Origin of the sequence: Pseudomonas sp. MIL9 (assembly GCF_016887925.1) — a bacterium.
GTDB lineage: Bacteria > Pseudomonadota > Gammaproteobacteria > Pseudomonadales > Pseudomonadaceae > Aquipseudomonas > Aquipseudomonas mohnii.
This window is the reverse complement of the sequence record NZ_JAFEHE010000003.1, coordinates 64,824-91,483: the sequence shown is the minus strand read 5'-3', so window position 1 is coordinate 91,483 and position 26,660 is coordinate 64,824. Positions and strand designations below refer to the sequence as shown.

General features: G+C 59.2%; 22 protein-coding genes and 1 pseudogene. 12 read left to right on the top strand and 11 right to left on the bottom strand.

Annotated elements, in window-relative coordinates; translation table 11 throughout:
- Window positions 1-8 precede the first annotated feature (8 nt).
- The 4 genes and pseudogenes from pcaF to pcaR form a co-directional block, all read right to left on the bottom strand.
- Window positions 9-1,214 carry a 3-oxoadipyl-CoA thiolase gene (gene pcaF, locus JQF37_RS03665; protein WP_189340476.1) on the bottom strand — a complete coding sequence of 402 codons (1,206 nt, stop codon included), beginning with the start codon at window positions 1,212-1,214 and terminating at the stop codon, window positions 9-11.
- A pseudogene (locus JQF37_RS03660) lies at window positions 1,211-1,324 on the bottom strand (CoA-transferase subunit beta); the annotation flags it as partial. The gene pcaF and the pseudogene JQF37_RS03660, both read right to left, overlap by 4 nt.
- Window positions 1,325-1,492: 168 nt before the next feature.
- Window positions 1,493-2,839 carry an MFS transporter gene (locus JQF37_RS03655; protein WP_130210604.1) on the bottom strand — a complete coding sequence of 449 codons (1,347 nt, stop codon included), beginning with the start codon at window positions 2,837-2,839 and terminating at the stop codon, window positions 1,493-1,495.
- 289 nt (window positions 2,840-3,128) lie between these two features.
- Window positions 3,129-3,971 (bottom strand): pca regulon transcriptional regulator PcaR, encoded by an 843-nt coding sequence (gene pcaR, locus JQF37_RS03650; protein ID WP_130210606.1) that lies wholly within the window; start codon window positions 3,969-3,971, stop codon window positions 3,129-3,131.
- Between the two features lie 683 nt (window positions 3,972-4,654).
- Here pcaR and JQF37_RS03645 point away from each other — a divergent pair.
- Window positions 4,655-4,855, top strand: coding sequence for a hypothetical protein (locus JQF37_RS03645; protein ID WP_090317178.1), 201 nt, complete (start codon window positions 4,655-4,657; stop codon window positions 4,853-4,855).
- Window positions 4,856-5,230: 375 nt separating this feature from the next.
- Window positions 5,231-6,706 (top strand): inorganic phosphate transporter, encoded by a 1,476-nt coding sequence (locus JQF37_RS03640; protein WP_130210608.1) that lies wholly within the window; start codon window positions 5,231-5,233, stop codon window positions 6,704-6,706.
- Between the two features lie 254 nt (window positions 6,707-6,960).
- On the opposite strand, the gene ccoM is transcribed toward JQF37_RS03640, so the two are convergent.
- The 3 genes from ccoM to JQF37_RS03630 form a co-directional block, all read right to left on the bottom strand.
- Window positions 6,961-7,077 carry a cytochrome c oxidase subunit CcoM gene (ccoM, locus tag JQF37_RS31780; protein WP_046816669.1) on the bottom strand — a complete coding sequence of 39 codons (117 nt, stop codon included), beginning with the start codon at window positions 7,075-7,077 and terminating at the stop codon, window positions 6,961-6,963.
- Window positions 7,078-7,230: 153 nt separating this feature from the next.
- A complete protein-coding gene (locus JQF37_RS03635; protein ID WP_007998358.1) occupies window positions 7,231-7,392 on the bottom strand; it encodes a hypothetical protein in 162 nt (53 codons plus the stop codon).
- 100 nt (window positions 7,393-7,492) lie between these two features.
- Window positions 7,493-7,834, bottom strand: a complete 342-nt coding sequence (locus tag JQF37_RS03630) for an aspartate-semialdehyde dehydrogenase (protein ID WP_130210610.1) — start codon at window positions 7,832-7,834, stop codon at window positions 7,493-7,495.
- A gap of 230 nt (window positions 7,835-8,064) precedes the next feature.
- On the opposite strand from JQF37_RS03630, the gene rapA reads away from it, so the two are divergent.
- Window positions 8,065-10,911, top strand: coding sequence for an RNA polymerase-associated protein RapA (gene rapA, locus JQF37_RS03625; RefSeq protein WP_130210612.1), 2,847 nt, complete (start codon window positions 8,065-8,067; stop codon window positions 10,909-10,911).
- A gap of 174 nt (window positions 10,912-11,085) precedes the next feature.
- On the opposite strand, the gene JQF37_RS03620 is transcribed toward rapA, so the two are convergent.
- Window positions 11,086-12,438, bottom strand: coding sequence for an MFS transporter (locus tag JQF37_RS03620; protein WP_130210980.1), 1,353 nt, complete (start codon window positions 12,436-12,438; stop codon window positions 11,086-11,088).
- Window positions 12,439-12,730: 292 nt separating this feature from the next.
- Here JQF37_RS03620 and JQF37_RS03615 point away from each other — a divergent pair, with 292 nt between their 5' ends.
- Window positions 12,731-14,947, top strand: a complete 2,217-nt coding sequence (locus tag JQF37_RS03615; protein ID WP_204149537.1) for an EAL domain-containing protein — start codon at window positions 12,731-12,733, stop codon at window positions 14,945-14,947.
- Here JQF37_RS03615 and JQF37_RS03610 read toward each other — a convergent pair.
- Window positions 14,904-15,800, bottom strand: a complete 897-nt coding sequence (locus tag JQF37_RS03610) for an NAD(P)-dependent oxidoreductase (protein WP_189340494.1) — start codon at window positions 15,798-15,800, stop codon at window positions 14,904-14,906. The genes JQF37_RS03615 and JQF37_RS03610 overlap by 44 nt on opposite strands.
- Before the next feature lie 197 nt (window positions 15,801-15,997).
- Between JQF37_RS03610 and JQF37_RS03605 the strand changes: the two genes are divergently transcribed.
- A complete protein-coding gene (locus tag JQF37_RS03605; RefSeq protein ID WP_130210977.1) occupies window positions 15,998-18,202 on the top strand; it encodes a hypothetical protein in 2,205 nt (734 codons plus the stop codon).
- A gap of 287 nt (window positions 18,203-18,489) precedes the next feature.
- Here JQF37_RS03605 and JQF37_RS03600 read toward each other — a convergent pair whose 3' ends face one another.
- A complete protein-coding gene (locus JQF37_RS03600) occupies window positions 18,490-18,795 on the bottom strand; it encodes a DUF2288 domain-containing protein (protein ID WP_130210982.1) in 306 nt (101 codons plus the stop codon).
- Window positions 18,796-19,148: 353 nt separating this feature from the next.
- Here JQF37_RS03600 and JQF37_RS03595 point away from each other — a divergent pair, with 353 nt between their 5' ends.
- From JQF37_RS03595 to JQF37_RS03575, 5 genes are all read left to right on the top strand, one after another.
- Window positions 19,149-20,276 (top strand): branched-chain amino acid ABC transporter substrate-binding protein, encoded by a 1,128-nt coding sequence (locus JQF37_RS03595; RefSeq protein WP_130210976.1) that lies wholly within the window; start codon window positions 19,149-19,151, stop codon window positions 20,274-20,276.
- A gap of 232 nt (window positions 20,277-20,508) precedes the next feature.
- Entirely contained in the window at window positions 20,509-21,432 is a 924-nt protein-coding gene (gene livH / locus JQF37_RS03590) for a high-affinity branched-chain amino acid ABC transporter permease LivH (RefSeq protein WP_047526475.1), read from the top strand.
- Window positions 21,429-22,685: a high-affinity branched-chain amino acid ABC transporter permease LivM gene (locus tag JQF37_RS03585; protein ID WP_103403552.1), complete on the top strand. Its 1,257-nt coding sequence runs from the start codon at window positions 21,429-21,431 to the stop codon at window positions 22,683-22,685. The genes livH and JQF37_RS03585 overlap by 4 nt, the downstream gene beginning before the upstream one ends.
- Window positions 22,682-23,449: a high-affinity branched-chain amino acid ABC transporter ATP-binding protein LivG gene (gene livG, locus JQF37_RS03580; RefSeq protein ID WP_047526471.1), complete on the top strand. Its 768-nt coding sequence runs from the start codon at window positions 22,682-22,684 to the stop codon at window positions 23,447-23,449. The genes JQF37_RS03585 and livG overlap by 4 nt, the downstream gene beginning before the upstream one ends.
- Complete coding sequence (locus JQF37_RS03575; protein ID WP_047526470.1) at window positions 23,450-24,151, top strand: ABC transporter ATP-binding protein; 702 nt, start codon at window positions 23,450-23,452, stop codon at window positions 24,149-24,151.
- A 169-nt stretch (window positions 24,152-24,320) separates the two neighbouring features.
- Here JQF37_RS03575 and JQF37_RS03570 read toward each other — a convergent pair whose 3' ends face one another.
- Window positions 24,321-25,229, bottom strand: a complete 909-nt coding sequence (locus tag JQF37_RS03570) for a LysR family transcriptional regulator (protein ID WP_130210975.1) — start codon at window positions 25,227-25,229, stop codon at window positions 24,321-24,323.
- Window positions 25,230-25,334: 105 nt separating this feature from the next.
- Between JQF37_RS03570 and JQF37_RS03565 the strand changes: the two genes are divergently transcribed.
- Together JQF37_RS03565 and JQF37_RS03560 are read left to right on the top strand one after the other, a co-directional pair.
- Window positions 25,335-25,934: a short chain dehydrogenase gene (locus tag JQF37_RS03565; RefSeq protein WP_130210974.1), complete on the top strand. Its 600-nt coding sequence runs from the start codon at window positions 25,335-25,337 to the stop codon at window positions 25,932-25,934.
- 59 nt (window positions 25,935-25,993) lie between these two features.
- On the top strand, window positions 25,994-26,659 hold the full coding sequence (locus JQF37_RS03560; protein ID WP_130210973.1) for a hypothetical protein: 666 nt from the start codon (window positions 25,994-25,996) through the stop codon (window positions 26,657-26,659).
- Window position 26,660 lies beyond the last annotated feature (1 nt).

The window sequence follows — 26,660 nt, the reverse complement described above, 5'->3', positions numbered from 1 at the left end:
GAAGCGTGTCAGACGCGTTCGATTGCCAACGCCAGCCCTTGGCCAACGCCGACGCACATGGTCGCCAGACCTTTCTTGCCACCGGTTTTTTCCAGTTGATGCAGAGCAGTCAAGACCAAGCGCGCACCACTCATGCCCAACGGATGCCCCAAGGCAATGGCGCCACCGTTCGGATTGACCTGCGGCGCGTCGTCCGCGATCCCCAGCTCGCGCAGCACCGCCAAACCCTGGCTGGCGAAGGCTTCGTTGAGTTCGATCACGTCGAAATCGCTGACGGCCACGCCCAGGCGTTCGGTCAGTTTGCGTACCGCCGGCACCGGGCCGATGCCCATCACCCGAGGCGCAACACCGGCACTGGCCATGCCCAGTACTTTGGCGCGGGCGGTCAGGCCGTGTTTTTTCACCGCTTCGGCCGACGCCAGGATCAGCGCTGCCGCACCGTCGTTCACGCCCGAGGCATTGCCGGCGGTGACGGTTTTATCGGGACCATTGACCGGCTTGAGTTTGGCCAGGGTTTCCAGGGTGGTGTCAGCGCGAGGATGCTCGTCCTGGCTGACCACGGTTTCACCCTTTTTATGGGCAATGCGCACTTCGACGATTTCTTCGGCGAAAAAGCCTGCGGCCTGGGCGACGGCGGTGCGTTGCTGGCTACGCAGGGCGAAAGCGTCCTGGTCCTCGCGGGACACTTCGTAGTCATCGGCCACGTTGTCGGCGGTCTGCGGCATCGCATCCACACCGTACTGGGCTTTCATCAACGGGTTGATGAAACGCCAGCCAATGGTGGTGTCTTCGAGCTTCATGTTGCGCGAGAACGCGGCATCGGCCTTGCCCATCACGAACGGCGCGCGGGACATCGACTCGACGCCACCGGCAATCGCCAGCTCCATTTCGCCACTGGCAATGGCGCGGAACGCGGTGCCGATGGCATCCATACCCGAAGCGCAAAGGCGATTGAGGGTCACGCCCGGAATGGTCTGCGGCAAGCCCGCCAGCAGCAGCGCCATGCGCGCCACGTTGCGGTTGTCTTCACCGGCCTGGTTGGCGCAGCCGAGGAACACCTCGTCCACCGCATTCCAGTCCACCGACGGATTACGCTCCATCAAAGCCTTGATTGGCACGGCGGCCAGATCGTCGGCGCGAACCGCCGACAGACCACCGCCGAAACGGCCGATGGGGGTACGAATCGCGTCGCAGATATAAACGTCACGCATTATGCTTCTCCTGGGGCTTGGCCGTGGGCCGCTGCAGTACGGGCTTCGAGGTCACGCAGTGCCGTCAGCTCGACTTCGGTCGGGTCGGCAGTGCTATCGATGTGATCGGCAAAACAGCCATTGGGGCGGACTTCCGCTTGGTATTGACCGACAGTGAAAATGGCGCCGATGCGCAGCGCCGGAATCACTGAAGATTAAGCCCCTGAAAAACGCCAAACAATCCGATAATCGAATGAGCGTTCGCCTATCGAACACATTGTTATCTCACTACCGATCATCGGTCAGGTCGCATCCGCATGACTGACCAGGCCCTTGATCACCACCGCCGTCGTGGCCAGCGCCGCCGGAATCACCAGCGCGGTCAGCACTTGCTCGAAGTTCCAGCCCAGGCCCAGCAGCGTTGCCCCCATCCACGCCCCCAGGATGGCGCCGAAACGGCCAATGCCGAGCATCCACGACACGCCGGTGGCACGTCCCTGGGTCGGATAGAACCGCGCCGCCAGCGAAGGCATTGCCGACTGTGCACCGTTGACGCACATCCCGGCGATCAGCACCAGGGTCGCCAATATCGTGATGTTGCCCAGGCTCTGCCCTACCGCGTAGGCAAACACCCCGGCCAACAGGTAGAAAGTGCCGATGACCTTGTGCGGATTGAACCGGTCCATCGCCCAACCCACGCCCACGGCACTCAATACGCCACCGAATTGGAACAGCGCACCGATGAACGCCGCTTGCTCCATGCTGGCGCCACTGTCACGCATCAGGGTGGGCAGCCAACTGGTCAGCAAGTACACGATCACCAGGCCCATGAAGTAGGTCAGCCACAACAGCAGCGTGCCGACGCTGTAGGTGCCGGAGAAGATCACCGCAAACACGTTGCGCGCCTTCACGGTTTTCTGTTCCGGCACACTGAAACTGGAAGCCTGGGCCACCACTGTCGGGTCGATCGGCGCCAGCGCCTTGCGCACTTTGTCGTCGCCACGGTTGCGCACGACGAGATAGCGCGCCGATTCCGGCAGCCACAGCAGCAACACGACGCCGAGGATCAACGGCAGGACCCCACCGATCAGCAACAAGCTGTGCCAGCCGAACGTCGGGATCAACTTGGCGGAAATGAATCCGCCCCCGGCCATGCCAAGGTTGAAACCGCAGAACATGCTGGTCACCAGCAAGGATTTCTTGCGTTCCGGGGTGTATTCCGACAGCAGTGTGGTGGCGTTGGGCATGCCCGCACCCAATCCCAGGCCGGTCAGGAAACGCAACACGAGCAACTGGTCGACATTGGTGCTGTAGGCCGAGGCCAGGCTGAACGCACCGAACAACAGCACCGCCCCCACCAGTACGACTTTTCGCCCGAAGCGATCAGCCAAAGGGCCGGAGCCCAGCGCGCCGAACACCATGCCGATCAGTGCCGCACTCATCACCGGGCCGAGACTGGCGCGATCGATGCCCCAGTCCTGAGACAGGGCCGGTGCGATGAACCCCATGGCGGCCGTATCGAGGCCATCGAGGAAGACAATCAGAAAACACAGGATCACCACTCGCCACTGATAGCGCGAAATGGGTTGAGCGTTGATGAAGGACTGCACGTCGAGGCAGTTACCTACAGCAGACTGAGGCTGGTTCATTATTTTTATTCCACGCAAAAAACGCAGTCGAACAGGTGCCAGCCGCGGCTGACGCTGTTACAGGGAAAAAGGTATCGGGATCAGGCGATCCGGGCCTGCCAGGAAAAACAGTGGGAACGGCAGCAGGTGGGGAGCATGCGCATGAGGGGTGCCTCTTCTCATTATTATGGGGTCGTCGTCCGGCGCCGAATCGGTACCGACAGCGCCGGATGACGCTGCCGCGACATTAATGAGCCAAGGGAAAGAGCGTCAATTCACCGAACGCGACTCTGTGCGTTTATCGAACAGCTTAGGTAAACAGCTGGGTACTGAGGTCGCGGCTGGCATTCAACAGGCCGGGCAGGAAGCGTTGCTCCAATTCGTTGCGACTGACCCGTCCGGCGTGGGTGCTGACGTTCAGGGCCGCGACAACCTGACCGGACGCGTCGTACACCGGAACGGCAATCGAGCGCAGGCCCTGCTCAAGTTCCTGATCGACGATGCACCAACCCTGTTGCCGCACTTCCTGCAGGCACTCCAGCAGTGCTTCGGGGGTGTGGATGGTTCGACTGGTCTTGGCTTGCAGCTCCGCGTGGTCGAGGTACTCACCCAGCGACGTGTCATCCAGGGCGGCCAGCAGGATCCGGCCCATCGACGTGCAATAGGCCGGCAAGCGCCCGCCCACCGAGAGGTCAACCGAAATCAGGCGCTGGGTGGTTGCCGAGCGGGCGATGTACAAGATGTCATCGCCTTCCAGGGTCGCCATGTTGCAGGCCTCGTGCAGTTGCTCGCTCATGCGGTCCAGATACGGCTGGGCAGAGACCGCCAGCGGCGTGGAGGAAACATAGGCATGCCCGAGGGTCAGCACTTTGGGTAGCAGGGAATAAGTCCGGCCATCGGTGGTGGCGTAACCGAGCTTGATCAGCGTGTGCAGGCAACGGCGCACGGCAGCGCGGGGAATTTCCGTGCGATGACTGATCTGGGCGATGGTCAGGTGCCGCTTGCGTTCCTGGAACGCTTGCACGACGGCCAGTCCACGTGCCAGGGACGTCATGAAATCCGGGTCGCCGGTCAGTGCCTGGATCCGTTTGGCGGGTGAAGCGACAATCGGCGGAGCCACTGAAGCGAAAGAGTTGCGCAATTGATCGTTCATTTAAGGTCCTTATCCACACGGATCGGCGACTATTACAAGCGGCTACTGGCTTGCTGCACAAGCCCGCCCCATCAACATGGGGCGATTATCGAACCAACGGCCGATAATCGCAATCGACGCCCTGCACAATCCCGCCGCTCACTGACCGGGCCGCACGGTTTTCCTGATTTGTTTTTACTCTGGGATCCGTGCGGACTTTAGGATCCGATGTAGTTACCCAAGTTGCTCGACTTAATGGCGTCAGAAAGACATCGCAGCCAAGTGGCATCAGGCACCTCTTTAGTTAGCCGAAAGTTACGGGCAACAAACCAATCACACATCGAGATCGACTTTTAACTCATTGGCGATAGTGTTCTGTGATTCGCTCGCTATAATGCAAATCAGTCGCCAAGCGTTTTTTTACTTGCCCAACCGACTACGCGGTGGCGCGATATTCCATCGCCGCCACCCACAGCAAGCGCCTGACGCTGCCTGCATTTGCATCGCCAACGCGCTCGCTGAACAGGAAACTGATGCTACGTCAGCCGTTCTTCTCTGGTGCCGTGGCCGCCTGCAACATGGAAGTATAGATCCCGCTGCCGTAAAACGATGCCTTCAAGGGCCTCGTCGTTTCGATGAGTGTGGTCAATACATTGAGCAGCGCGTTTTCACCAGAATTTATCTCAACTCAATCAGGTAGCACTGTGACGAAAGACGAACTGCGCGCGGAACTTGAGCGCCAGGAACAACGTTACAAGGAAGTTTACGGCGGGGAAGTCACCACCTACGCCGCCCAGCCCGAACCGGAACGCAAACCCTGGCGTAAACGCGCCACCGTTCAGGATCAGGCATTTATCCAGGAACTGCAGAAGATGGAAAAGGAACTCAAAGCCGAAGAGCCATGACTGCTTCGGCCTGGTCCTTTCAAGGGTCCGCATTTACACCTGTTAAAAGCGGGATGTATTGATGTTGCCTTTGCGCCCGCTACAAGCGGGCAGCGACCACCTTGACCGTCGGACGAGGTAAAAGGCTCATATCTGACCCTCCTCTCAGAAATTTCATACAAGCATTCAGCACTCTCCTCTCTGGGAGTGAAACCCTTGTGGCGTAAGGCTTTTCAAATAAATTCAATGACTTGCAAGGCCTGAAAAATCACGGTTTTTTTGGGTACCGATGCAAAATAATTCGTTGAAGAATGTTACCGATGAGCAGCTAGTGCATCGATTCACAGTCTTTTCTGGCATAATCGCGCCCCCTTATGACCGGGTCAGAAAACCTTCATGATCGATTTATTCAGCGGACTGGATGCTTGGGTGCTTGTGAGCCTCTTGCTCGCCCTGGCTTTTGTCCTCGCCTTCGAGTTCATCAATGGATTTCATGACACCGCTAACGCGGTCGCCACTGTTATCTACACCAAAGCGATGCCGCCGCACCTGGCAGTGTTCTTTTCCGGTGTGTTCAATTTCCTCGGCGTACTGCTGGGCGGCGTTGGCGTGGCGTATGCCATCGTTCACCTGCTTCCGGTGGAACTGCTGATCAATGTGAACACCGGCCACGGCCTGGCAATGGTGTTCTCGTTGCTCGCCGCCGCCATCACCTGGAACCTGGGCACCTGGTACTTCGGTATCCCCGCTTCCAGTTCTCACACATTGATCGGTTCCATCCTCGGCGTAGGCCTGGCCAACGCACTGATCAACGATATTCCCCTGGCTGACGGGGTGAATTGGCAGAAGGCGATCGATATCGCAGCATCGCTGGTGTTCTCGCCGATGGCGGGTTTCCTGATCGCCGCGCTGATACTGATCGGCCTCAAGTGGTGGCGCCCACTGTCCAAGATGCACAAGACACCGGAACAGCGCCGCAAGATCGACGACAAGAAACACCCGCCGTTCTGGAACCGCCTGGTGCTGGTGATTTCGGCGATGGCCGTGAGCTTCGTGCACGGTTCCAACGATGGCCAGAAAGGTATTGGCCTGATCATGTTGGTATTGATCGGTATCGTACCGGCGCAGTTCGTACTCGACCTGACCAGCACCACATACCAGATCGAGCGGACCCGTGACGCGACCCTGCACTTGAGCCAGTTTTACCAGCGCAATCACGAAACCCTGGGTGAGTTCCTGGCCCTGGGCAAAAGTGCGGAAGGTGATCTGCCGGAGAAATTCCGTTGCAACCCGCAACAGACCGAACCGACCATCGCCGCCCTGCTCGGCACCCTCAAGGGTGTGGCCGACTATCACTCGCTGACTTCGGAACAGCGGATCGAAGTACGTCGCTACCTGCTCTGCCTGGACGACACTGCGAAGAAAGTCAGCAAGTTGCCAGGCCTGGCGGCACGGGAAAAAGCGGACCTGGACAAGCTGCGCAAGGACCTGACCACCACGACCGAATACGCCCCGTTCTGGGTGATTCTGGCGGTCGCACTGGCCCTCGGCATGGGTACCATGATCGGCTGGAAACGCGTGGTACTGACCATCGGCGAGAAGATCGGCAAGCAGGGCATGACCTACTCCCAGGGCATGTCGGCACAGATCACCACCGCGAGCCTGATCGGCATGGCCAACATCTTCAGCCTGCCGGTGTCCACGACTCACGTCCTGTCTTCAGGTGTGGCCGGTACCATGGTCGCGAACAAAAGCGGCCTCCAGGGCGGCACTGTCAGAAACATCCTGCTGGCCTGGGTTCTGACCCTGCCAGCCACGGTGGGCCTGTCGGCCGGGCTGTTCTGGCTGGCCTCGAAGGCACTCGGCAGCTGATACGCAGCCGCACGAACAAGGCGCGCTCCGCAAGGACCGCGCCTTTTTTATTGACATGCAATTCTGCAGAAACAGCAATCCTCCTGCTCGCGAATGCTGTTTAACATCCAACATAAATATCGACTGATATACCGCCATCGCGAGCAGGCTCGCTCACACAGAGCCCTGCATTGTCGATCAGTTTTTCGCAGACAAAAAAAAGGGCAACCGAAGTTGCCCAAAATGCCTTGCGTGCTCATTACATCAAGAAAGACTTACGGTTTTTTCCGCTTGTGCGAGTCCTTCCAGATAAACAATCCGAATCCTGCAAAGAACACAAACATGAGGCTGACGGTCAGCACTCCGGCGATCACCACGTTGTCGAAAAACATGACGCGTCTCCTGCAGTTGCCTTGTTGCGATGGGATTAAGTTATCCAAACAGGCAGGAGAGAATATTGACCGGGATCAATGTCGCCGGATAACGGACGCCGGACCGGGAGTAAAGGAGGGAGAAACTGACCTGCATCAATTAATGCAGTGGGTTTAGCGCTTTTTCGGTTTGTTTTTTGGCTTTTTCTTCGCTTTACCCAAAGGCATGGCCTGCTCGAACGCCTGGCGCACTTCATTCAAGCGCTTGTCGTTGAGGTCATGGATGCGCTTGGCGCGTTCGGCGTTGAGGTCGATCAGCTTGTCGTCTTGGCTCATGGGGTTAAGTGCATCGCTTGAATTGAGATTGCGCTGCCGTATCGGTTGGCAGGGTTTTGCCAATAATGCGGTCTGATGACCTCGCTGACCAGTCGCCAACTCAAATCTCGATATCGACCCACAAACCCTGACGTGGCTGATCCTCCATCAGCGGCGCCACCGGCACGGTGTTATCGGCGTTAAGTTCATCGCCCGGAATCGCCAGGTGCGCTTCGGGGTCATCATCGGCTTCCCGACGGCGCCGCTGGCGTTCCTGCTGCCGACGCTGCTCCTCGCGCAACAGCAAGGTGGCTTCGTCAGAATCGCGATTTTTCAGGTCGATGGTGCTGTCGCTGGAGCTCTCCTGCGCAGGAACCACAGGTGCAATGTCGGGACGCGGACGGACCGGGTCATGCTGTGAGGTGATCGGCACGGCACTCAAGGGGAGTATCGGTGGCAGCATATTTAGTGGTCTCCTGTCAGCAGGCTGTCGGCTGCGGGGGTGGCGACTTGAGCCATCAGTCGCCAACTGTGACTCAGTTGGCACTTGGAAGTGCCCTGCCACAAGAAAAAGTGCATCCCGCTTTAACTGGCGGCCTGGAGCTTAAAGCGTGCCGTCGCTCCTATTCTTTTGGCCCTCAAGCCCTCATTCCGTTAAGATAGCCCGCTTTTTCAAGGTGGGAGTCAGGCAGCATGGCGCAGCAGTATCAACCGGGGCAACGCTGGATCAGTGACAGCGAAGCCGAGCTGGGTTTGGGCACCGTTCTGGCACAGGACGGCCGCTTGTTGACCGTGCTCTACCCGGCCACTGGCGACACCCGCCAGTACGCGCTACGGAATGCGCCCCTCACCCGCGTGCGGTTCTCGCCGGGAGACACCATCACCCACTTCGAAGGCTGGAAGCTGACCGTTCGCGAAGTCGACGATGTCGATGGCCTGCTGGTTTACCACGGCCTCAACGCGCAGAACGAAGTGGTCACCCTGCCGGAAACCCAACTGTCGAACTTCATCCAGTTCCGTCTCTCCAGCGACCGACTGTTCGCCGGGCAGATCGACCCTCTGCCCTGGTTTGCCCTGCGTTACCACACCCTGGAACACACCAGCCGCCAGTTGCAGTCCGCGCTGTGGGGCCTGGGTGGCGTGCGTGCGCAACCGATCGCACACCAGTTGCACATCGCCCGCGAAGTCGCCGACCGTATCGCACCACGGGTTCTGCTGGCCGATGAAGTGGGCCTGGGCAAGACCATCGAAGCCGGTCTGGTGATCCATCGCCAATTGCTGTCGGGTCGCGCCAATCGCGTGCTGATCCTGGTGCCGGAGAACCTTCAGCACCAGTGGCTGGTGGAAATGCGCCGTCGCTTCAACCTGCAGGTCGCGCTGTTCGACGAAGAACGCTTCATCGAAAGCGATGCCAGCAACCCGTTCGAAGACACTCAGCTCGCGCTGGTGGCACTCGAATGGCTGGTGGAAGATGAAAAAGCCCAGGACGCACTGTTCGCAGCGGGTTGGGACTTGCTGGTTGTCGACGAAGCGCACCACCTGGTGTGGCACGAAGATCAGGTCAGCCCTGAATATTCGCTGGTCGAGCAACTGGCCGAAACCATCCCTGGCGTACTGCTGCTGACCGCGACCCCGGAACAACTGGGCCAGGACAGCCACTTCGCCCGTCTGCGCCTGCTCGATCCGAACCGTTTCCATGACCTGCACGCCTTCCGCGCCGAGAGCGAAAACTATCGCCCGGTGGCCGAGGCCGTTCAGGAATTGCTGGACCAGGGGCGTCTGTCGCCTGAAGCGCACAAGACCATCCACGGTTTCCTCGGTAACGAAGGCGAAGCCCTGCTGACAGCCGTCAACGATGGCGATACCGAAGCCAGCGCCCGCCTCGTGCGCGAACTGCTCGACCGTCACGGCACTGGCCGCGTGCTGTTCCGCAACACCCGCGCCGCCGTACAGGGTTTCCCGGAACGCAAACTGCACCCGTACCCGCTGCCGTGCCCGGACGAATACCTCGAGTTGCCATTGGGCGATCACGCCGAGCTCTACCCGGAGGTCAGCTTCCAGGCGCAGCCGGACGCCAACGAAGAAGATCGCTGGTGGAAATTCGACCCGCGCGTCGAGTGGCTGATCGACACCCTCAAGATGCTCAAGCGCACCAAGGTGCTGGTGATCTGCGCCCACGCCGAAACCGCCATGGACCTGGAGGACGCGCTGCGCGTGCGCTCCGGCATCCCGGCCACGGTGTTCCATGAGGGTATGAACATCCTCGAGCGTGACCGCGCCGCCGCTTACTTCGCCGACGAAGAATTTGGCGCGCAAGTGCTGATCTGCTCGGAAATCGGCAGTGAAGGTCGCAACTTCCAGTTCTCCCATCACCTGGTGCTGTTCGATCTGCCGTCCCACCCGGACCTGCTGGAACAACGTATTGGTCGACTGGACCGGATCGGTCAGAAACACGTCATTGAGCTGCACGTGCCGTACCTGGAAACCAGCCCGCAAGAGCGCCTTTTTCAGTGGTACCACGAAGCGCTGAACGCGTTCCTCAACACCTGCCCGACCGGCAACGCCCTGCAACATCAGTTCGGCCCGCGCCTGCTGCCTTTGCTGGAAGAGGCCGATGATGGCGAGTGGCAGGCGCTGATCGACGAAGCCCGCACCGAACGCGAACGCCTGGAAGCCGAACTGCATACTGGCCGCGACCGCCTGCTGGAACTCAATTCCGGCGGCGCCGGCGAAGGCGATGCCTTGGTCGAAGCCATCCTTGAGCAAGACGATCAGTTCGCCCTGCCGATCTATATGGAAACCCTGTTCGACGCATTCGGCATCGACAGCGAAGACCATTCGGAAAACGCACTGATCCTCAAGCCGAGCGAGAAAATGCTCGACGCCAGCTTCCCGCTGGGCGACGACGAAGGCGTGACCATCACCTACGACCGCAACCAGGCGCTGTCTCGCGAAGACATGCAGTTCATCACCTGGGAGCACCCGATGGTGCAGGGCGGCATGGATCTGGTTTTGTCCGGCTCCATGGGCAATACCGCCGTGGCGCTGATCAAGAACAAGGCACTCAAGCCTGGCACCGTGTTGCTGGAACTGCTGTATGTCAGTGAAGTGGTTGCCCCGCGCTCACTGCAACTGGGCCGTTACCTGCCGCCGGCCGCCCTGCGTTGCCTGCTCGACCCGAACGGCAACGACCTGTCGGCCCGGGTGTCGTTCGAGACGCTGAACGATCAACTGGAAAGCGTACCGCGCGCCAGCGCCAACAAGTTCATCCAGGCCCAGCGCGATCAGTTGACCCCACGGATCAACGCGGGCGAAGAAAAGATCACCCCGCGTCACGCCGAACGTGTAGCCGAGGCGCAACGTCGTCTGGCGGCCGATACCGATGAAGAACTGGCACGCCTGACCGCCTTGCAAGCGGTCAATCCGACCGTACGCGACAGCGAACTGGTTGCCCTGCGCAAACAACGCGAGCAAGGCCTGGCCATGCTCGAAAAGGCTGCGCTGCGACTGGAAGCAATTCGGGTGTTGGTAGCGGGTTAAGCCCCCTGCTCCACCGCTATAAATGAAAAGGCCCGCAGCGATGCGGGCCTTTTTTATTTCCTGTAATTAATCGGCTGCTGCTGATGGGCTCTTCGCGAGCAAGCACCCACAGGCTTGGGCTGTTTACAGGTTCAGTGTTCGACTCGAGCACTGCGAGCTTGCTCACGAAAGCGATCATGCAGTCGCTGCAACCCCATCTGGCTGCCCTACCACAGCAATCAACCCCTCCTTCATCCGCTTGGCATCGCGCACAAAACACCGCGCAGCCAGGAACAAAAACACCATGGTGAAAAACAGCGCTACCGGGATCAGGTACATCGCATCATGCAGGCCGACAGCCTTGAACGCTTCGGTCATCTGTTCGGCGCCGGCGGCAAGCATCGCGGTATGGGCGAAGTGATCGGACAACGCGCCCACCACCACCGGCCCCAGTCCACCGCCCAACAGGTACAAGCCGGCAAAGAACAGCGCCATGGCCGTCGCCCGCAGACGCGGCTCGACCACGTCCTGAATCGCCGTGTACACGCAGGTGTAAAAGTTATAGGCGAACAACCAGCCCAGACTGAACACCGCCACGAACACGCCAATCTCGATCCGGCCCGAATGCAGCGCCCAGGCCGTGCACAGGGTCGATATGATCAGGCTGATCGCGGCAAACAGCAGACGTCCGTTGGCGACCCGCTGATGGATCTTGTCCGCGACCCAGCCACCCAGCGTCAGGCCAACCAGACCGGTCACACCGACAATCACTCCGGTCGCCACTGCGGCCTCCTGCAAAGGCATCAGGAAGTAACGCTGAAGCATCGGTACCAGAAACGAGTTGCAGGCATAAGTTGCGAAGTTGAAACACAGCCCGGCCATCACCAGCCACAGAAAAGTCGGCACCGCCAGAACCCGGCGGACAGGTCGGTCAATGCGCTCCTGCGAGACTTGTACGCTTTCGGCAGCCCCCCGCTTCGGCTCCTTGATGAAAAACATGAACACCGCCAGGATCAGTCCCGGTACGGCCGCGATGAAGAAAGGTGCCCGCCAGCTGTCGAACGCCTTGACCATCGCCCCGATGGTAAAGAACGCCAGCAGCAGGCCCAAAGGCAGGCCGAGCATGAAAATGCCCATGGCCCGCGCCCGTCGGTGAGCGGGAAACAAATCGCCGATCAACGAGTTGGCGGCGGGCGCGTAACTGGCCTCACCGATGCCGATCCCCATGCGCACGACCAGGAAACTCCAGAAACTGCCGACCATGCCGTTGACCGCGGTCAACCCGCTCCACACGGCCAGCCCCCAGCCCATCAACTTGCTGCGCGAACCGGTATCGGCCATCCGCCCCAGTGGCAGGCCGGCTATCGCGTAGACGATGGTGAACGCGGTGCCGATGATCCCCAGCTGAAAGTCGCTGAGGTGCCATTCCATGCGGATCGGCTCAATGATGATGGCCGGGATCGTGCGGTCGAAAAAATTGAACAGATTGGCCAGGAACAGCAGGAACAGAATGCGCCAGGCATTCGCCGCTTGGGTCGAGTTCTGCATGGGTCCGTCTCTTTTATTGTTATGGGGCTTCACTGCCAGCGCATCCGAGCCCGGAACTTGCAATCTAGTCAGTCCCGCCATTGCTGTCTGTCATTATTCGCAAGGCTGATACCCACCCATGGTGACGGGCGCAGCCCATGCAACAATTTATTTCCAAACGTTCTAAAGCTCATTCCAAAAAGGTTGGGTTCATTTAGCCACCATGGCTTGCGCTTCGTGCATGCCCTCTATACTTCAGTGCATTCGCCAGCGTCGATTGCGCAGGCCAGGGTAATTAACGACGGGGCATGCTATGGAGTGGCTTGGTCTGCATTTCATTACCGAGCTACCAGAGAACGGGCAGCTCATACTTAACTGCGTACATGACCCCTTTCTGGTGTTACTGGCTTATCTGGTCGCCTGTGCCGGCAGTTTTGCCACACTGGACATGGCCGAACGGGTTGCCCACGCGGAAAACCTCTCTTCCCAACGACTGTGGCGCTGGGTCGGTGCCGGCTGCCTGGCCGGCGGAATATGGGCCATGCACTTTATCGGCATGTTGGCGTTCCAGGTGCCGGTTGATGTTCATTTCCAACTGCCCGTCACCTTGTTGTCCCTGTTGATCGCCCTGCTCACCTCCTGGCTGGTGATGTACACCCTCAGTCGCCCCTCCCTGAGCTTTTGGCAATGCCTGAAAGCCTCGGTCTGGATCGGCATGGGCATCACGACCATGCATTACGTGGGCATGGGCGCCATGCAGTCGCAAGCGAAGGTCTATTACCAGCCAGTGTTGTTTGGGCTCTCCATACTGATCGCGATAGGCGCCAGCCTGGCGGCTCTGTTACTGGCCAGCCATTTGCGCAACGGCACCGGGATGTTTCATCAGTTGTTCAAGTACAGCGCGAGCCTGGTTATAGGGGCCGGCATCATCTGCATGCACTTTACGGGAATGGCGGCTTTCAATCTGTTGCTACCCGGCGGCACCGTCCTGCCGCAACCGGGGGAACACAACCACCTGCAACTGGGGGTGACTGTCGCGGTCATGACCCTGCTCATCATTGGCAGCTGCATCAGCGCGGCCCTGGCGGACAAGAAACTGCAAAAAAAGGATCATGACCTGCAACGGGTGAACTCGCTGCTCAGTCAACTCGACCAGGCACGCGCTTCCCTGCAACAGGTTGCGCACTATGACGCCTTGACCAGCCTGATCAACCGACGCGGTTTCAATCAGATCTTCGCCGAGAAGCTCATCGAGAAAACCCATGAAGGTGGCATGCTTGCCGTCCTGTTCCTGGACATCGACCATTTCAAGCGGATCAATGACAGCCTGGGCCATGATGCGGGCGACGAACTGCTCAAGGTACTGGCCAGCCACATCAAGGCCTCGGTGCGCAGCCACGAAGATGTCGTGGCGCGATTCGGTGGCGATGAATTCTGCATCCTCATCGATCTGCACGATCGGGACGAAGCCCGACAAATGGCACAACGCATCATGCTGAAAATGAAGGACCCCATCGAGCTGGCCGGGCGGCGCATGGTCATGACGACCAGCATCGGCATCAGCCTGTTTCCGGAGGATGGAAAAACCTGCGAAGAACTGCTGAAAAATGCCGATTTGGCGCTGTATCAGTCCAAGGGCAGCGGCCGCAACGGCTTGAATTTTTTCAGCGCCAATCTCAAGGCCAGGGCCACGCTGGAACTGCAGCTGGAAGAAGAACTGCGCCATGCCCTGCGCGAAGACACCGGCCTGATGCTTTATTACCAGCCAATCTACGACCTGAAAACCGGCCAGGCCAGCAAACTGGAAGCGTTGATTCGCTGGCAGCATCCCGTCCACGGTTTCCTTGCACCGGATCGTTTCATTGCCCTCGCCGAGACCAATGGTCTGATCACCGAACTGGACAAATGGGTGCTGCGCAAGGCCTGCCAGGACCTCGGCGAATTGTCACGACAGGGCTGCGATGAACTGAAAATTGCCGTGAATTGCTCGCCCCTGAGCCTGGTTCGCGAGGAACTGGCCGGGGAAATCGAACAGGCCTTGCGCAGCGCCGCAGTGGCGCCAAGGCGGCTGGAACTGGAGGTGACTGAAAATGCATTGATGGGCAACATCACCGAAACGCTGGTATTGCTGCAGCAGATTCGCGCCCTCGGCGTGTCGCTGTCGATCGATGACTTCGGCACCGGTTACTCGTCCCTGGCCTATCTCAAACGCTTGCCACTCAACACGCTGAAGATCGATCGATCGTTCATTATCGACATCCCCAAATCCGCCCAGGACATGGAGATCGTCCAGGCCATTATCGTCATGGCCCACACGCTGCATCTGGACGTGGTCACCGAGGGCGTCGAAACGTTCGAGCAATACCAGTTTCTCGAACGCCACGGCTGTGACTTTGTTCAGGGGTACCTGCTAAGCAGCCCGGTTCCCCTCAATGATTTACGCCCGGTGCTGGACGAGATCAACCAGCGCAAGCACGCGTACACGGCTACGCCGTTGAGTCTGGTTCACGGTACAACTGCACTAATGTAGACGGGTCATGCTCCAGGAAGCCCTGGCTCCCATGCAATCGCATCAATTGTGCGGCCAGACCGCTGATCGGCGTTGCCGAGCCTTGCTCGCGGGAAAACTTCACCGCGGTATCCAGATCCTTGAGCAGGGTTCGCACGTGCCATTTGACCGGTTCGAAACGGCTGTCGGCCATTTGCGGGCCGAGAATTTGCAAAGGTTTTGAGTCGGCAAAACCACCGGCCAGCGCCTCGGCGATCAGGCTCGCATCAACACCGGAGCGCTCCGCCAGCGCCACCACTTCGGCAATCACCAGGGCATTGCAGGCCACGATCATTTGATTGCAGGCCTTGGTCACCTGCCCCGCCCCGACGGCCCCCATGTGCGTCACGCGCTGGCCAAGGCTCAACAAGACAGGTTTGACCCGATCAAGCGCTGCCGCCTCGCCGCCCACCATGATCGCGAGGCTGCCGGCCTCGGCTCCGACCACGCCGCCGGAGACCGGCGCATCCAGCCAACCCATACCGGTTTTACTGACAAGCTCCGAGGCCATTTCCCGCGTTGCGGCAGGTTCCAGACTGGAAAAATCCACCAGCAACTGGCCGCTTTTCGCCCCTTCGACAATCCCCGCCGCACCGAAAACCACCTCACGGACGACCGGGGTATCGGCCAGGCACAACATCACCACATCAGCGTGTTGGCACAACTCGGCAGGCGTGGCGACCTGGCGCGCCCCAGCCTGGACGAGTGGCGCGCACTTGGCCGGATTGCGGTTCCACACCGTCAGCGGAAAACCCGCCGCAAGCAGGCGCTTGCACATAGGCAGGCCCATCAGGCCGACCCCGGCAAACCCCAACGAAGGTAGCGTTGACATCATTTGGCCTCCTTTTGATTAAAGAACGCTGAATATTGGCCGATTCATCATGACTTAGGAAAGGATTCCCCCGAGCGACATTCAGGCCATGGCTTTGAAGCTTGGGACAAATACGCGCTGATAAAAGACGCGAGTTCTCATTCCGTGACGGTTCGACGACAGCGAGTCGCCCGACCACCAGCCCAGGTACATGGCGAACAATGACTTCTAAAAACAATCCGGCCCCTGCGGTATCCGACCTGACGTTGAGCCCGGCGGCGAACAGCCCCGCGCCAATACCGTCGAAGCCATTGCTCCCGTCCCGCCCGCTGGCGACCCAGCAATATCTGTATTTCACCGAAACCAACACCGACCGCATCCTCGACAACCTCGATGGCCTGCGCGACCTGGTGTTCCCGCGCCCGTCGCACCTGGAAGGCGATAACGAACAGCACAACGATCAGGAATTCCCGTCGGTGTGCCTGATCGGCCTGGGACGTTGCGGCTCGAACATCGCGCTGGATGTCGCGGAGCTGGTGTACAACGCCCGCAAGTTCTATCTCAACGAATTCAATAACGAAGATCGCCTGTCGCCGGACAAGCGCTTTGCCGAAAAGGGCTACAGCCCGGCCCAATGGATTCGCAACAACCTGCGTCTGGGGCCGAACAAGGCCACCAAACCGGTGTTCCTGGTAGAACCGCTGGTCATGCTCGGCGACCTGGACAAAGACATCGCCGGCCGTATCCGTTTCTCGCGCAAGGGCGAAAAAAGCGGTTTCCTGCGCGACTACAGCAAAATGAAAATCATGGACTTGTCGGAAGTCCACGCCGGTGGCGCCGGTAACGCGCCGATCCTCGGCCAGTACCTGGCCAAGATCATCCTCAACAAGGACACCCAGCGTTTCTCCAGCCCGGACTGGAAAATGATTCACTCGTACCTGATCGACAGCTGTGGCATCAAGGCCAACCAGTCGCGCCTGTATTTCTCGATTTTCAGTGCCGGCGGCGGTACCGGTTCGGGCATGGCTTCGGAGTTCGGCCTGGCCCAGCAGCACTCGTACATGAACAAGACGTTCGACACCAAGCCGATGGACGAGCACGACGGCAAGAGTGGTCATTCCTTCGTCTTCGAACCGATTTTCACCAGCGGCATCTGCGTGTTGCCGAACATTTCCGATCATCGCAGCGAAATGTCCGAAGCCTTGCACATCAACGCCGGTCGCCTGCTGTGCAAATACCTGTCGGAAGAGTGGGACTTCTCCTACAACTTCGCCAACGAGGACAGCAGCGAAGCCAGCGTCATGGGCCGTATCCGCCCATGGAATGCCATGATGCTGATCTCCAACGACATCATGCGTTACGCCGAAGAGAGCGATGACGGCAATATCCAGAACATTGATGTCAATGCCATGGAAAAGCACGCCAACCAATACATCTCACAACAGATCTTCAACATTCTGACGGCGCAAGCGGTAACCACCGACTACGACCAGAACTATTTCCGTCGTGCGGGCATCGACATCGGCGAGACCATTCGCCTCGATGCCAACGACCTGTTCATGAGCCTGGCCGGCCCGGTGGCCATCGCCTACGCCGAATCCGTGGTGCCGGAAACCCCGCCGCCGACCAGCGACAAATTCAAGGTGTTCGAGAAAGAGCCGCAGCGCCTGAACATCGACGACCTGTTCTTCCGCTCCATCGACTTGCCGCACTTCAACAAGGTCACACAGGCCATCGAAGGCATCAGCCTGCTGCCCATTGAGTCCAAGCGCTATCGGGCGTCGCTGGAGCAGTACAAGAATTCGGGGTATGACGCGGCCGCGCTACACGACCTGCACTTCTTCAAGAATTGCTCGTCGGTGGTGTCGATCGTTTCCCTGCCGAAGGACTACAAGCTGTCGTACATGGACCTGAACCGGTTGAAGACTCACCTCAACAGCCTGTTCCCCAACACCACGCTCAAGCGCTATGCGCTGGTGATCGGCGCCTCGGCCAACCTGTCCCTGACCACGCTGATCGCCAAGAGCCCATGCCTGTCGGACGACTTCCTGACGCTGATCGTTGCCTTCATCAAGCGTTGCTTCGCAAAAAACCCGTACCGCTTCGATGAGACCCTCGACAACTCGATCCTGGACTTCATCATCCATGATCACTTCGACGAGGGTTTGATCGACGACCTGCTCAACGAGTTCGAGAACCCGGCCAAGATCCTCGATACCAACTGGTACGCGATCAAGCCGATGTATGAGAAAAAGTATCGCGAACTGATCAATGACAAGGACAAGTTCGTCTCGATCAACGACATTCGCCTGTCCCGGGATTGCGTGAAAAAAGCCATCAAATACCTGCGCGAGATCTACCGCCACCGCATCGGCAAGACCAAGGTCATTTCGCTGAATAACCACACGGGTAAAACCGCTTACTAAGACCGGCGCCAGACCGCGTCGTGGCGAATCGCGAGCAAGCTCGCTCCCGCAGTATCCGAGCCAACGGAAACCTGTGGGAGCAAGCTTGCTCGCGATGACGACCTTGCCCGCCACACAAATCTCAACATCCAGAAACAATTGAGCAGCCCTTCGGCTGCTCTCTTAACTGTTCCCGTTACGTTTACGTCACCGTGAGGCTGTGGCCTTTCTCTACGGCAACGTGCCATCACGCTACTCGCCTACACACTTTTAGCTGGCAACGTCACGCACCAAACAAGTGCGGGTATTTATAGCTTTGCCCTTTCCTGGATCATTATCCACGGCGAAACGACCACCGCCCACAACTCGGGATCACGTTCAAACAGATCCAGCGCCCGCGTTTCAGACAGCTTGGCGACCTGATCGGCAGCCAGCCAGGCAGCCACTTTCTCCCCCTCATCGGTGGCCATGGCTTCGGCCGCGGCGATCAAATCCAGACCGGGGTCGACCCACAATAGGGCACCCTTGGCGAAGAACGGCTCCAACTCCTTCCAGGTGATAGATGCCGTTTCACCAAGCAGCTTGGCATAGAGGGTGCTAGGTTCTTGAGTCATGGGTTCCTGTCCGGATAAGAAATCGACGCAATGATAACGTCGGTGATCCTGATAGAAAAACCCAGTTGCACGTTGAGTCACCGAATGAAAAGAGCAGGAACGCCAAGGAATGCACGGAATCTGGCTATAAGCACTCCAAAGCCCCGCCGCAATTCTGTCTTTTTCTTTCAAAAAAGCGACACCCCAAAGTTTTGCCCCCCGCCGCCAGCTTCCCAGGCTGACAATCGGCGCTCTACACTGTACCGGTACAGTTGCCGAGGGGCATTTTCCGGGGGATGTCGTGGATATCTGACCCGGTTCTGCCGCCAACGGCGCCAGGACTATAAAAAATACAACAGTAAGAGTGGAGCACTATGACTAAGGCTACTAAGCAGATTTCCAAACTGTTTGCCGCTATGGTTCTGGCCGGGGTTGCCAGCCATTCGTTCGCAGCTGACACCATCAAGATCGGCATCGCCGGCCCTAAAACCGGCCCTGTAGCCCAATACGGCGACATGCAGTTCAGTGGCGCCAAAATGGCCATCGAGCAAATCAACGCCAAGGGCGGCGTCGACGGCAAGAAACTCGAAGCCGTTGAATACGATGACGCCTGTGATCCAAAACAAGCGGTAGCGGTCGCGAACAAAGTCGTCAACGACGGCGTCAAGTTCGTGGTTGGCCACCTGTGCTCCAGCTCCACTCAACCGGCTTCGGACATCTACGAAGACGAAGGCGTGATCATGATCACCCCGGCTGCCACCAGCCCGGATATCACCAACCGTGGTTACAAAATGGTGTTCCGCACCATCGGTCTGGACAGCGCCCAGGGCCCTGCCGCCGGTAACTACATTGCCGATCACGTAAAGCCGAAAATCGTTGCTGTGCTGCACGACAAACAGCAATACGGTGAAGGCATCGCCACCGCCGTGAAACAGACCCTCGAGAAGAAAGGCGTCAAGGTTGCCGTGTTCGAAGGCATCAACGCCGGCGACAAAGACTTCTCTTCGATGATCTCCAAGCTCAAGCAAGCCAACGTCGACTTCGTCTACTACGGCGGCTACCACCCGGAGCTGGGTCTGATCTTGCGTCAATCCCAGGAAAAAGGCCTGAAAGCCAAGTTCATGGGTCCGGAAGGCGTGGGTAACGACTCCATTTCGCAGATCGCCAAGGACGCTTCCGAAGGCCTGCTGGTGACCCTGCCGAAATCCTTCGACCAGGATCCGGCCAACGTCGCCCTGGCTGATGCGTTCAAGGCCAAGAAAGAAGATCCAAGCGGTCCGTTCGTGTTCCCGGCCTACTCGGCTGTTGAAGTCATTGCCGGTGGTATCACTGCCGCCAAGAGCGAAGACACTGCCAAAGTGGCTGCTGCCATCCACGCAGGCTCTTTCAAGACTCCAACTGGCGACCTGAGCTTCGACGCCAAGGGCGACCTGAAAGACTTCAAGTTCGTGGTTTACGAGTGGCACTTCGGCAAACCTAAAACTGAAGTTTCGCCTCAGTAAGGCCCTGCCTGACTGACTGCCTACAAAGCCCACGGCGTGCCGTGGGCTTTGTTTTACGAACGTATTGGGCCGTGCTGGCGTGATCCGCTAGTCTCCCCACCTGAAAATCTCAAAACCGTCATCAGCGGTTCGCTGGCAAACCTCGAATTCGAAGTGGATGCAGATCCATGGGGCTCGAGCGGGAAAATGACTCCACCAGTGAAATGCGTATCAGGTTTTTAGGAGCGCTGTAATGCCTGACATCTATCACTTCTTCCAACAGCTGGTTAATGGTCTGACCATTGGCAGCACGTATGCCCTGATCGCCATCGGCTATACGATGGTTTACGGCATCATTGGAATGATCAACTTCGCCCACGGCGAGGTGTACATGATCGGTTCCTACGTGGCGTTCATCGCCATCGCCGGACTGACCATGCTGGGACTCGACAGTGTTCCACTGTTGATGACCGCCGCTTTTCTCGCCACCATCGTGGTCACCAGTGCCTACGGTTACAGCATCGAACGGATCGCTTACCGCCCACTTCGCGGCAGCAACCGTCTGATCCCGCTGATTTCCGCCATCGGCATGTCGATCTTCCTGCAGAACACGGTTCTGTTGGCGCAAGACTCCAAGGACAAATCCATTCCCAACCTGATTCCGGGCAACTTTTCCATCGGGCCAGGTGGCGCACATGAAGTGCTGATTTCCTACATGCAAATCGTGGTGTTCGTGGTGACCCTGGTCGCCATGCTCGGCCTGACGCTGTTCATCTCCCGCTCTCGCCTGGGTCGCGCCTGCCGTGCCTGTGCCGAAGACATCAAGATGGCCAACCTGCTGGGTATCAACACCAACAACATCATCGCCCTGACCTTCGTCATCGGTGCCGCGCTGGCGGCCGTCGCGGCCGTGCTGCTGAGCATGCAATACGGCGTGATCAACCCGAACGCCGGTTTCCTCGTCGGCCTCAAGGCCTTCACCGCTGCGGTATTGGGCGGTATCGGCAGCATTCCGGGCGCCATGCTCGGCGGGCTGGTACTTGGCGTGGCGGAAGCCTTCGGTGCCGATATCTTCGGCGACCAGTACAAGGACGTCGTGGCGTTCGGCCTATTGGTCCTGGTGTTGTTGTTCCGGCCAACCGGCCTGCTGGGCCGTCCGGAGGTTGAAAAAGTATGACTAGGAATCTTAAACAGGCGCTGTTCAGCGCCTTGCTGGTGTGGGCCGTGGCCTACCCGGTACTCGGTCTGAAGCTGACCATCGTTGGCATCAACCTCGAAGTCCATGGCACCAGCAACGCCACGCTGATCACCATCGCCGTGTGCTCGGTGCTGATGTTCCTGCGTGTGATCTTCGACCGGGAGATCAGCTCGGCCTGGCGTTCCTCGCCCGGCGTGCCGCTGATTCCGGCCAAGGCCAGCAATTTCCTGACCCTGCCAACCACCCAGCGCTGGATCATCATTGCGCTGATCGCCGGTGCGCTGGTCTGGCCGTTCTTCGGTTCTCGCGGCGCGGTGGACATCGCCACCCTGGTGCTGATCTACGTGATGCTCGGCCTCGGCCTGAACATCGTGGTCGGCCTGGCCGGCCTGCTCGACCTCGGTTACGTCGGTTTCTACGCCGTCGGCGCCTACAGCTACGCGCTGCTGTCGCACTACTACGGCCTGAGCTTCTGGATCTGCCTGCCAATCGCCGGCCTGATGTCCGCCACCTTCGGCTTCCTGCTCGGCTTCCCGGTACTGCGTCTGCGCGGTGACTACCTGGCGATCGTGACCCTGGGCTTTGGTGAAATCATCCGTCTGTTCCTGCGTAACCTGACCGGCCTCACTGGCGGTCCGAACGGCATTAGCAACATCGAGAAACCGACGTTCTTCGGCCTGACCTTCGAACGTAAAGCCGCCGAAGGGATGCAAACCTTCCACGAGTACTTCGGCCTGGAATACAACTCGATCAACAAGGTGATCTTCCTTTACCTGGTTGCGTTGCTCCTGGCTTTGGCTGCGCTGTTCGTCATCAACCGCTTGCTGCGCATGCCGCTGGGCCGCGCGTGGGAAGCATTGCGTGAAGACGAAATCGCCTGCCGCGCTCTGGGCCTCAACCCGACCGTCATCAAGCTTTCGGCCTTTACCCTGGGCGCCAGCTTCGCTGGTTTTGCCGGCAGCTTCTTCGCTGCCCGTCAGGGCCTGGTGACGCCGGAGTCCTTCACCTTCATCGAGTCGGCGATCATTCTCGCCATCGTCGTGCTGGGTGGCATGGGCTCGCAGCTGGGCGTGATCCTCGCGGCCGTGGTGATGATCCTGTTGCCGGAAATGATGCGTGAGTTCAGTGAGTACCGCATGTTGATGTTCGGTGCCTTGATGGTACTGATGATGATCTGGCGCCCTCAGGGTCTGCTGCCCATGCAACGTCCTCACATGGAGCTGCGCAAATGAGCCGCGAGATCCTTAAAGTAGAAAACCTGAGCATGCGCTTCGGCGGCTTGCTGGCGGTCAACGGCGTAGCCTTGAGCGTGAAAGAGAAACAAGTGGTCGCCCTGATCGGCCCCAACGGTGCCGGCAAGACCACCGTGTTCAACTGCCTGACCGGCTTCTACAAGCCAAGCGGCGGCAGCATCCTGCTGGACGGCGAGCCGATCGAGGGCCTGCCGGGCCACAAGATCGCCCTCAAAGGCGTGGTGCGTACCTTCCAGAACGTGCGGTTGTTCAAGGACATGACCGCGGTCGAGAACCTCTTGATCGCCCAGCATCGGCACCTGAACACCAACTTTCTGTCCGGCCTGTTCAAGACCCCGTCGTTCCGCAAAAGCGAACGCGAGGCCATGGATTTCGCCGAATACTGGCTGGAAAAAGTTCATCTCAAGGAGTTCGCCAACCGTCCGGCCGGCACCCTGGCCTACGGTCAGCAACGTCGCCTGGAAATCGCTCGCTGCATGATGACCCGCCCGCGGATCCTCATGCTCGACGAGCCCGCAGCGGGCCTGAACCCGAAGGAAACCGAAGACCTCAAGGCGCTGATCAGCGTGCTGCGTGAAGAGCACAACGTCACCGTGCTGCTGATCGAACACGACATGAAACTGGTCATGAGCATTTCCGACCACATCGTCGTGATCAACCAGGGCACGCCTCTGGCCGACGGCACACCGGAACAGATCCGCGACAATCCTGAAGTGATCAAAGCCTACCTGGGGGAAGCGTAAATGCTGCAGTTCGAAAACGTTTCCACCTTCTATGGCAAGATCCAGGCCCTGCACAGCGTCAACGTGGAAATCCGTCAGGGCGAAATCGTCACGCTGATCGGCGCCAACGGCGCGGGCAAATCCACCCTGCTGATGACCCTCTGCGGCTCGCCGCAAGCCCACAGCGGCAGCATCCGTTACTTGGGTGAAGAGCTCGTGGGGCAAACCTCGGCGCAGATCATGCGCAAGAGCATCGCCGTGGTGCCGGAAGGTCGCCGGGTGTTCTCGCGCCTGACCGTGGAAGAAAACCTCTCCATGGGTGGTTTCTTCACCGCGAAGGGCGATTATCAGGAACAAATGGACAAGGTCCTCGGACTTTTCCCACGCCTGAAAGAGCGCTTCAGCCAACGCGGCGGCACCATGTCCGGCGGCGAACAGCAAATGCTTGCCATCGGCCGTGCGCTGATGAGCAAACCCAAGCTGCTGCTGCTCGACGAGCCATCGTTGGGCTTGGCACCGATCATCATCCAGCAGATCTTCGACATCATCGAGCAACTGCGCAAGGACGGTGTGACCGTGTTCCTGGTCGAGCAAAACGCCAACCAGGCGCTGAAAATCGCTGACCGTGCCTACGTGCTGGAAAACGGCCGGGTAGTGATGCAAGGCACCGGTGAAGCGCTGCTGACCGACCCGAAAGTGCGCGAAGCGTACCTCGGCGGCTAAGCGTTTGCGGTAACCAGAAAAACGGCCTTCGGGCCGTTTTTTTGTGCCTGCCAACCTCTAAAACCATGCAGATCCTTTGTAGAGCGAGCTTGCTCGCCCGCGTTCATCGAGACAGTCCTCGTTATCGTTGACGACCATCGTCGGAACGCCGCCCGGAACACGCTCGCTCCTACAGCCGATCCAACGCCTCCCCACTGCGCTTGAACCAGCCAATCAGATAATCCGACAACACTTGCGTACGCTTGGGCAGCCCACCCTGATACGGATGCACCAGGTACATCGGCATGCTCCGGGTCTGATAATCGCGCAGGAGCCAGCGCAAACGTCCGTCAGCCAGTTCCGCCGGCAGCAAGTAGGACGGCAAGCGCGCAATACCCGCGCCGGCCAGGGCGGCCTTCTTCAGCAGGTTGTAATGGTTGCTGGCAAAGGGCCCGGACACGCGCACCCGCAACAATTCATGTTGCTGGTGATACAGCCATTCTTCGCGACCGCTGTAGTGGCTGTTGAGCAGGCAGCGATGGTCGGCCAATGCCTGCGGCGTCAGCGGCTCGCCATATTGTTCGAGATACGCAGGACTGGCGCAGGTCATCTCGTGCCACGCCAACAGCGGGCGTGCCACCAGACGCTGATCGTTAGCCACCTCCGAGCGAACCGCGAGGTCATAGCCATCACGGGATAAATCGCGATAGTTGTTGCTCAGGTCCAACTCGATCTGCACTTGTGGGTACTGGCTGGAGAACTCCAGCAACAGACCGTCGAAAAAGGTTTCCCCGAGGGAAACCGGAACCGTCATGCGCACCGGCCCGGCCATGTCGTCCTTCAGTCGTGCCAAGGCCTGACGCGCCCGCTCGACCTGCACCACCAGCGCCTGCGCCTGCGGCAGCAAGGCAGCGCCCGCGGCCGTCAGGCTCAAGCGCCGTGTGGTGCGCTGTAGCAAGACCACGGAAAACTGCGCTTCCAGCTGACTGATACGCTTGGACAATTGCCCCTTGCTGCAACCCAATTGTTGCGCCGCCAAGGTAAAGCTCCCCGCTTCGACCAGCACCGCGAACGCCGCGAGATCGTCCATTTCGCTCATGGATTGTTTCCAATTGAAAACCAAAGGTTGCCTATTAGCGCGCTTATCAATGGAAAAAACCACTCTAAACTGAAGTCTCATTCAACCCACTCGAGGATCAGCACCATGAAAATTCTTTTGATCGGCGCAGGCGGCACCATCGGTTCAGCGGTCGACAAGGAACTGTCTCAACGCCATGAAATCGTTCGTATCGGCCGCAAGAGCGGTGATTTTCAGGTGGACATCAGCGACAGCGCGTCGATTCGCAAACTGTTCGAGCAAACCGGAAAATTCGATGCGCTGATCTGCGCCGCCGGTAACGTGACCTTCGCACCGCTGGCCGAAATGACGGAAGAGAGTTTCGCCCTGGGCCTCAAAGACAAGCTGATGGGCCAGGTCAACCTGCTGCTGATCGGTCGCGAGTACGCCAATGACGGCGCCTCGTTCACCTTCACCACTGGCGTGCTCAGCCACGACCCGATCCGCAGTGGCGCGTCGGCAGCGCTGGTCAACGGTGCGCTGGACAGTTTCGTCCGCGCTGCCGCCATCGAACTGCCACGCGGCCTGCGAGTGAATTCGATCAGCCCGAACGTACTGGTCGAAGCCATGGGCAAATACGCGCCGTACTTCCGTGGCTTCAAACCGGTTCCTGCGGCGGATGTCGCACTGGCCTACGCGAAAAGTGTGGAAGGCCTGCAGACAGGCCAGACCATTCACGTGGGCTAAAGCCTTGTGATGAACGGTCAGGCTGAGTAACGTGGCGGCACTTGTCAGGAGACCCCAAGATGCGTGTTGCCCGTTCCCTAGTCATCGTTGCCTTGCTTCCGCTGTTCGCCGCGTGTCAGTTACTCGATGGTTCGCGTGAAAGCGCCTCCCATGTCGGCCAGACCCGCCTGCAGGGCCAATTGAGCGCAGCCGATGGCAAGCTGTTGTTCCAGCCTTGCGGCGAACAGCGTCGATATGTAGTCAACGACACGGGCGGCACCAGCGTCCTGCAACAGGCTGCCAGCCTGGCCGACGCCCAGGGCAAGCTGTTCGCCGACGTGCGCGGGCGAATCGTTCCCGGCAGCGGCGACGGTCAGTTCGACCTGGAAACGCTGTACCGCGTCGAGCGTTCGGGCAACGCCTGTGACGACCCCAACTTCAAACTGCTGATCCTGCGCGCGGCCGGCCATTCTCCGGAGTGGAACGTCAACGTCAGCGGCAAGGGCATGGTCATCGGCCGTGCGGGCCAGCCTCCCCTCGCCGTCCCCTACGTTGAAGAACAACTGGGCGATGGCCGCTTCAACCTCAGCACCGAAGCCAACAATCAGCACATCGAATTGTGGGTCGCGCCACAACGCTGCGTCGACAGCAGCACCGGCAGCATTCAGCACATGAGTGCCGAGTTGCGCATCAACGGGCAGGTGCAGCGTGGTTGCGGGTATTTCGGCGGATCGCGCAACGACTGAT

Excerpts from the sequence above, each read along its gene's own strand:
- JQF37_RS03655 (WP_130210604.1), bottom strand. The coding sequence starts at position 2,839 with ATGAACCAGCCTCAGTCTGCTGTAGGTAACTGCCTCGACGTGCAGTCC.
- pcaR (WP_130210606.1), bottom strand. The coding sequence starts at position 3,971 with ATGAACGATCAATTGCGCAACTCTTTCGCTTCAGTGGCTCCGCCGATT.
- JQF37_RS03640 (WP_130210608.1), top strand. The coding sequence starts at position 5,231 with ATGATCGATTTATTCAGCGGACTGGATGCTTGGGTGCTTGTGAGCCTC.
- ccoM (WP_046816669.1), bottom strand. The coding sequence starts at position 7,077 with ATGTTTTTCGACAACGTGGTGATCGCCGGAGTGCTGACCGTCAGCCTC.
- JQF37_RS03635 (WP_007998358.1), bottom strand. The coding sequence starts at position 7,392 with ATGAGCCAAGACGACAAGCTGATCGACCTCAACGCCGAACGCGCCAAG.
- JQF37_RS03630 (WP_130210610.1), bottom strand. The coding sequence starts at position 7,834 with ATGCTGCCACCGATACTCCCCTTGAGTGCCGTGCCGATCACCTCACAG.
- rapA (WP_130210612.1), top strand. The coding sequence starts at position 8,065 with ATGGCGCAGCAGTATCAACCGGGGCAACGCTGGATCAGTGACAGCGAA.
- JQF37_RS03620 (WP_130210980.1), bottom strand. The coding sequence starts at position 12,438 with ATGCAGAACTCGACCCAAGCGGCGAATGCCTGGCGCATTCTGTTCCTG.
- JQF37_RS03615 (WP_204149537.1), top strand. The coding sequence starts at position 12,731 with ATGGAGTGGCTTGGTCTGCATTTCATTACCGAGCTACCAGAGAACGGG.
- JQF37_RS03610 (WP_189340494.1), bottom strand. The coding sequence starts at position 15,800 with ATGATGTCAACGCTACCTTCGTTGGGGTTTGCCGGGGTCGGCCTGATG.
- JQF37_RS03605 (WP_130210977.1), top strand. The coding sequence starts at position 15,998 with ATGACTTCTAAAAACAATCCGGCCCCTGCGGTATCCGACCTGACGTTG.
- JQF37_RS03600 (WP_130210982.1), bottom strand. The coding sequence starts at position 18,795 with ATGACTCAAGAACCTAGCACCCTCTATGCCAAGCTGCTTGGTGAAACG.
- JQF37_RS03595 (WP_130210976.1), top strand. The coding sequence starts at position 19,149 with ATGACTAAGGCTACTAAGCAGATTTCCAAACTGTTTGCCGCTATGGTT.
- livH (WP_047526475.1), top strand. The coding sequence starts at position 20,509 with ATGCCTGACATCTATCACTTCTTCCAACAGCTGGTTAATGGTCTGACC.
- JQF37_RS03585 (WP_103403552.1), top strand. The coding sequence starts at position 21,429 with ATGACTAGGAATCTTAAACAGGCGCTGTTCAGCGCCTTGCTGGTGTGG.
- livG (WP_047526471.1), top strand. The coding sequence starts at position 22,682 with ATGAGCCGCGAGATCCTTAAAGTAGAAAACCTGAGCATGCGCTTCGGC.
- JQF37_RS03575 (WP_047526470.1), top strand. The coding sequence starts at position 23,450 with ATGCTGCAGTTCGAAAACGTTTCCACCTTCTATGGCAAGATCCAGGCC.
- JQF37_RS03570 (WP_130210975.1), bottom strand. The coding sequence starts at position 25,229 with ATGAGCGAAATGGACGATCTCGCGGCGTTCGCGGTGCTGGTCGAAGCG.
- JQF37_RS03565 (WP_130210974.1), top strand. The coding sequence starts at position 25,335 with ATGAAAATTCTTTTGATCGGCGCAGGCGGCACCATCGGTTCAGCGGTC.
- JQF37_RS03560 (WP_130210973.1), top strand. The coding sequence starts at position 25,994 with ATGCGTGTTGCCCGTTCCCTAGTCATCGTTGCCTTGCTTCCGCTGTTC.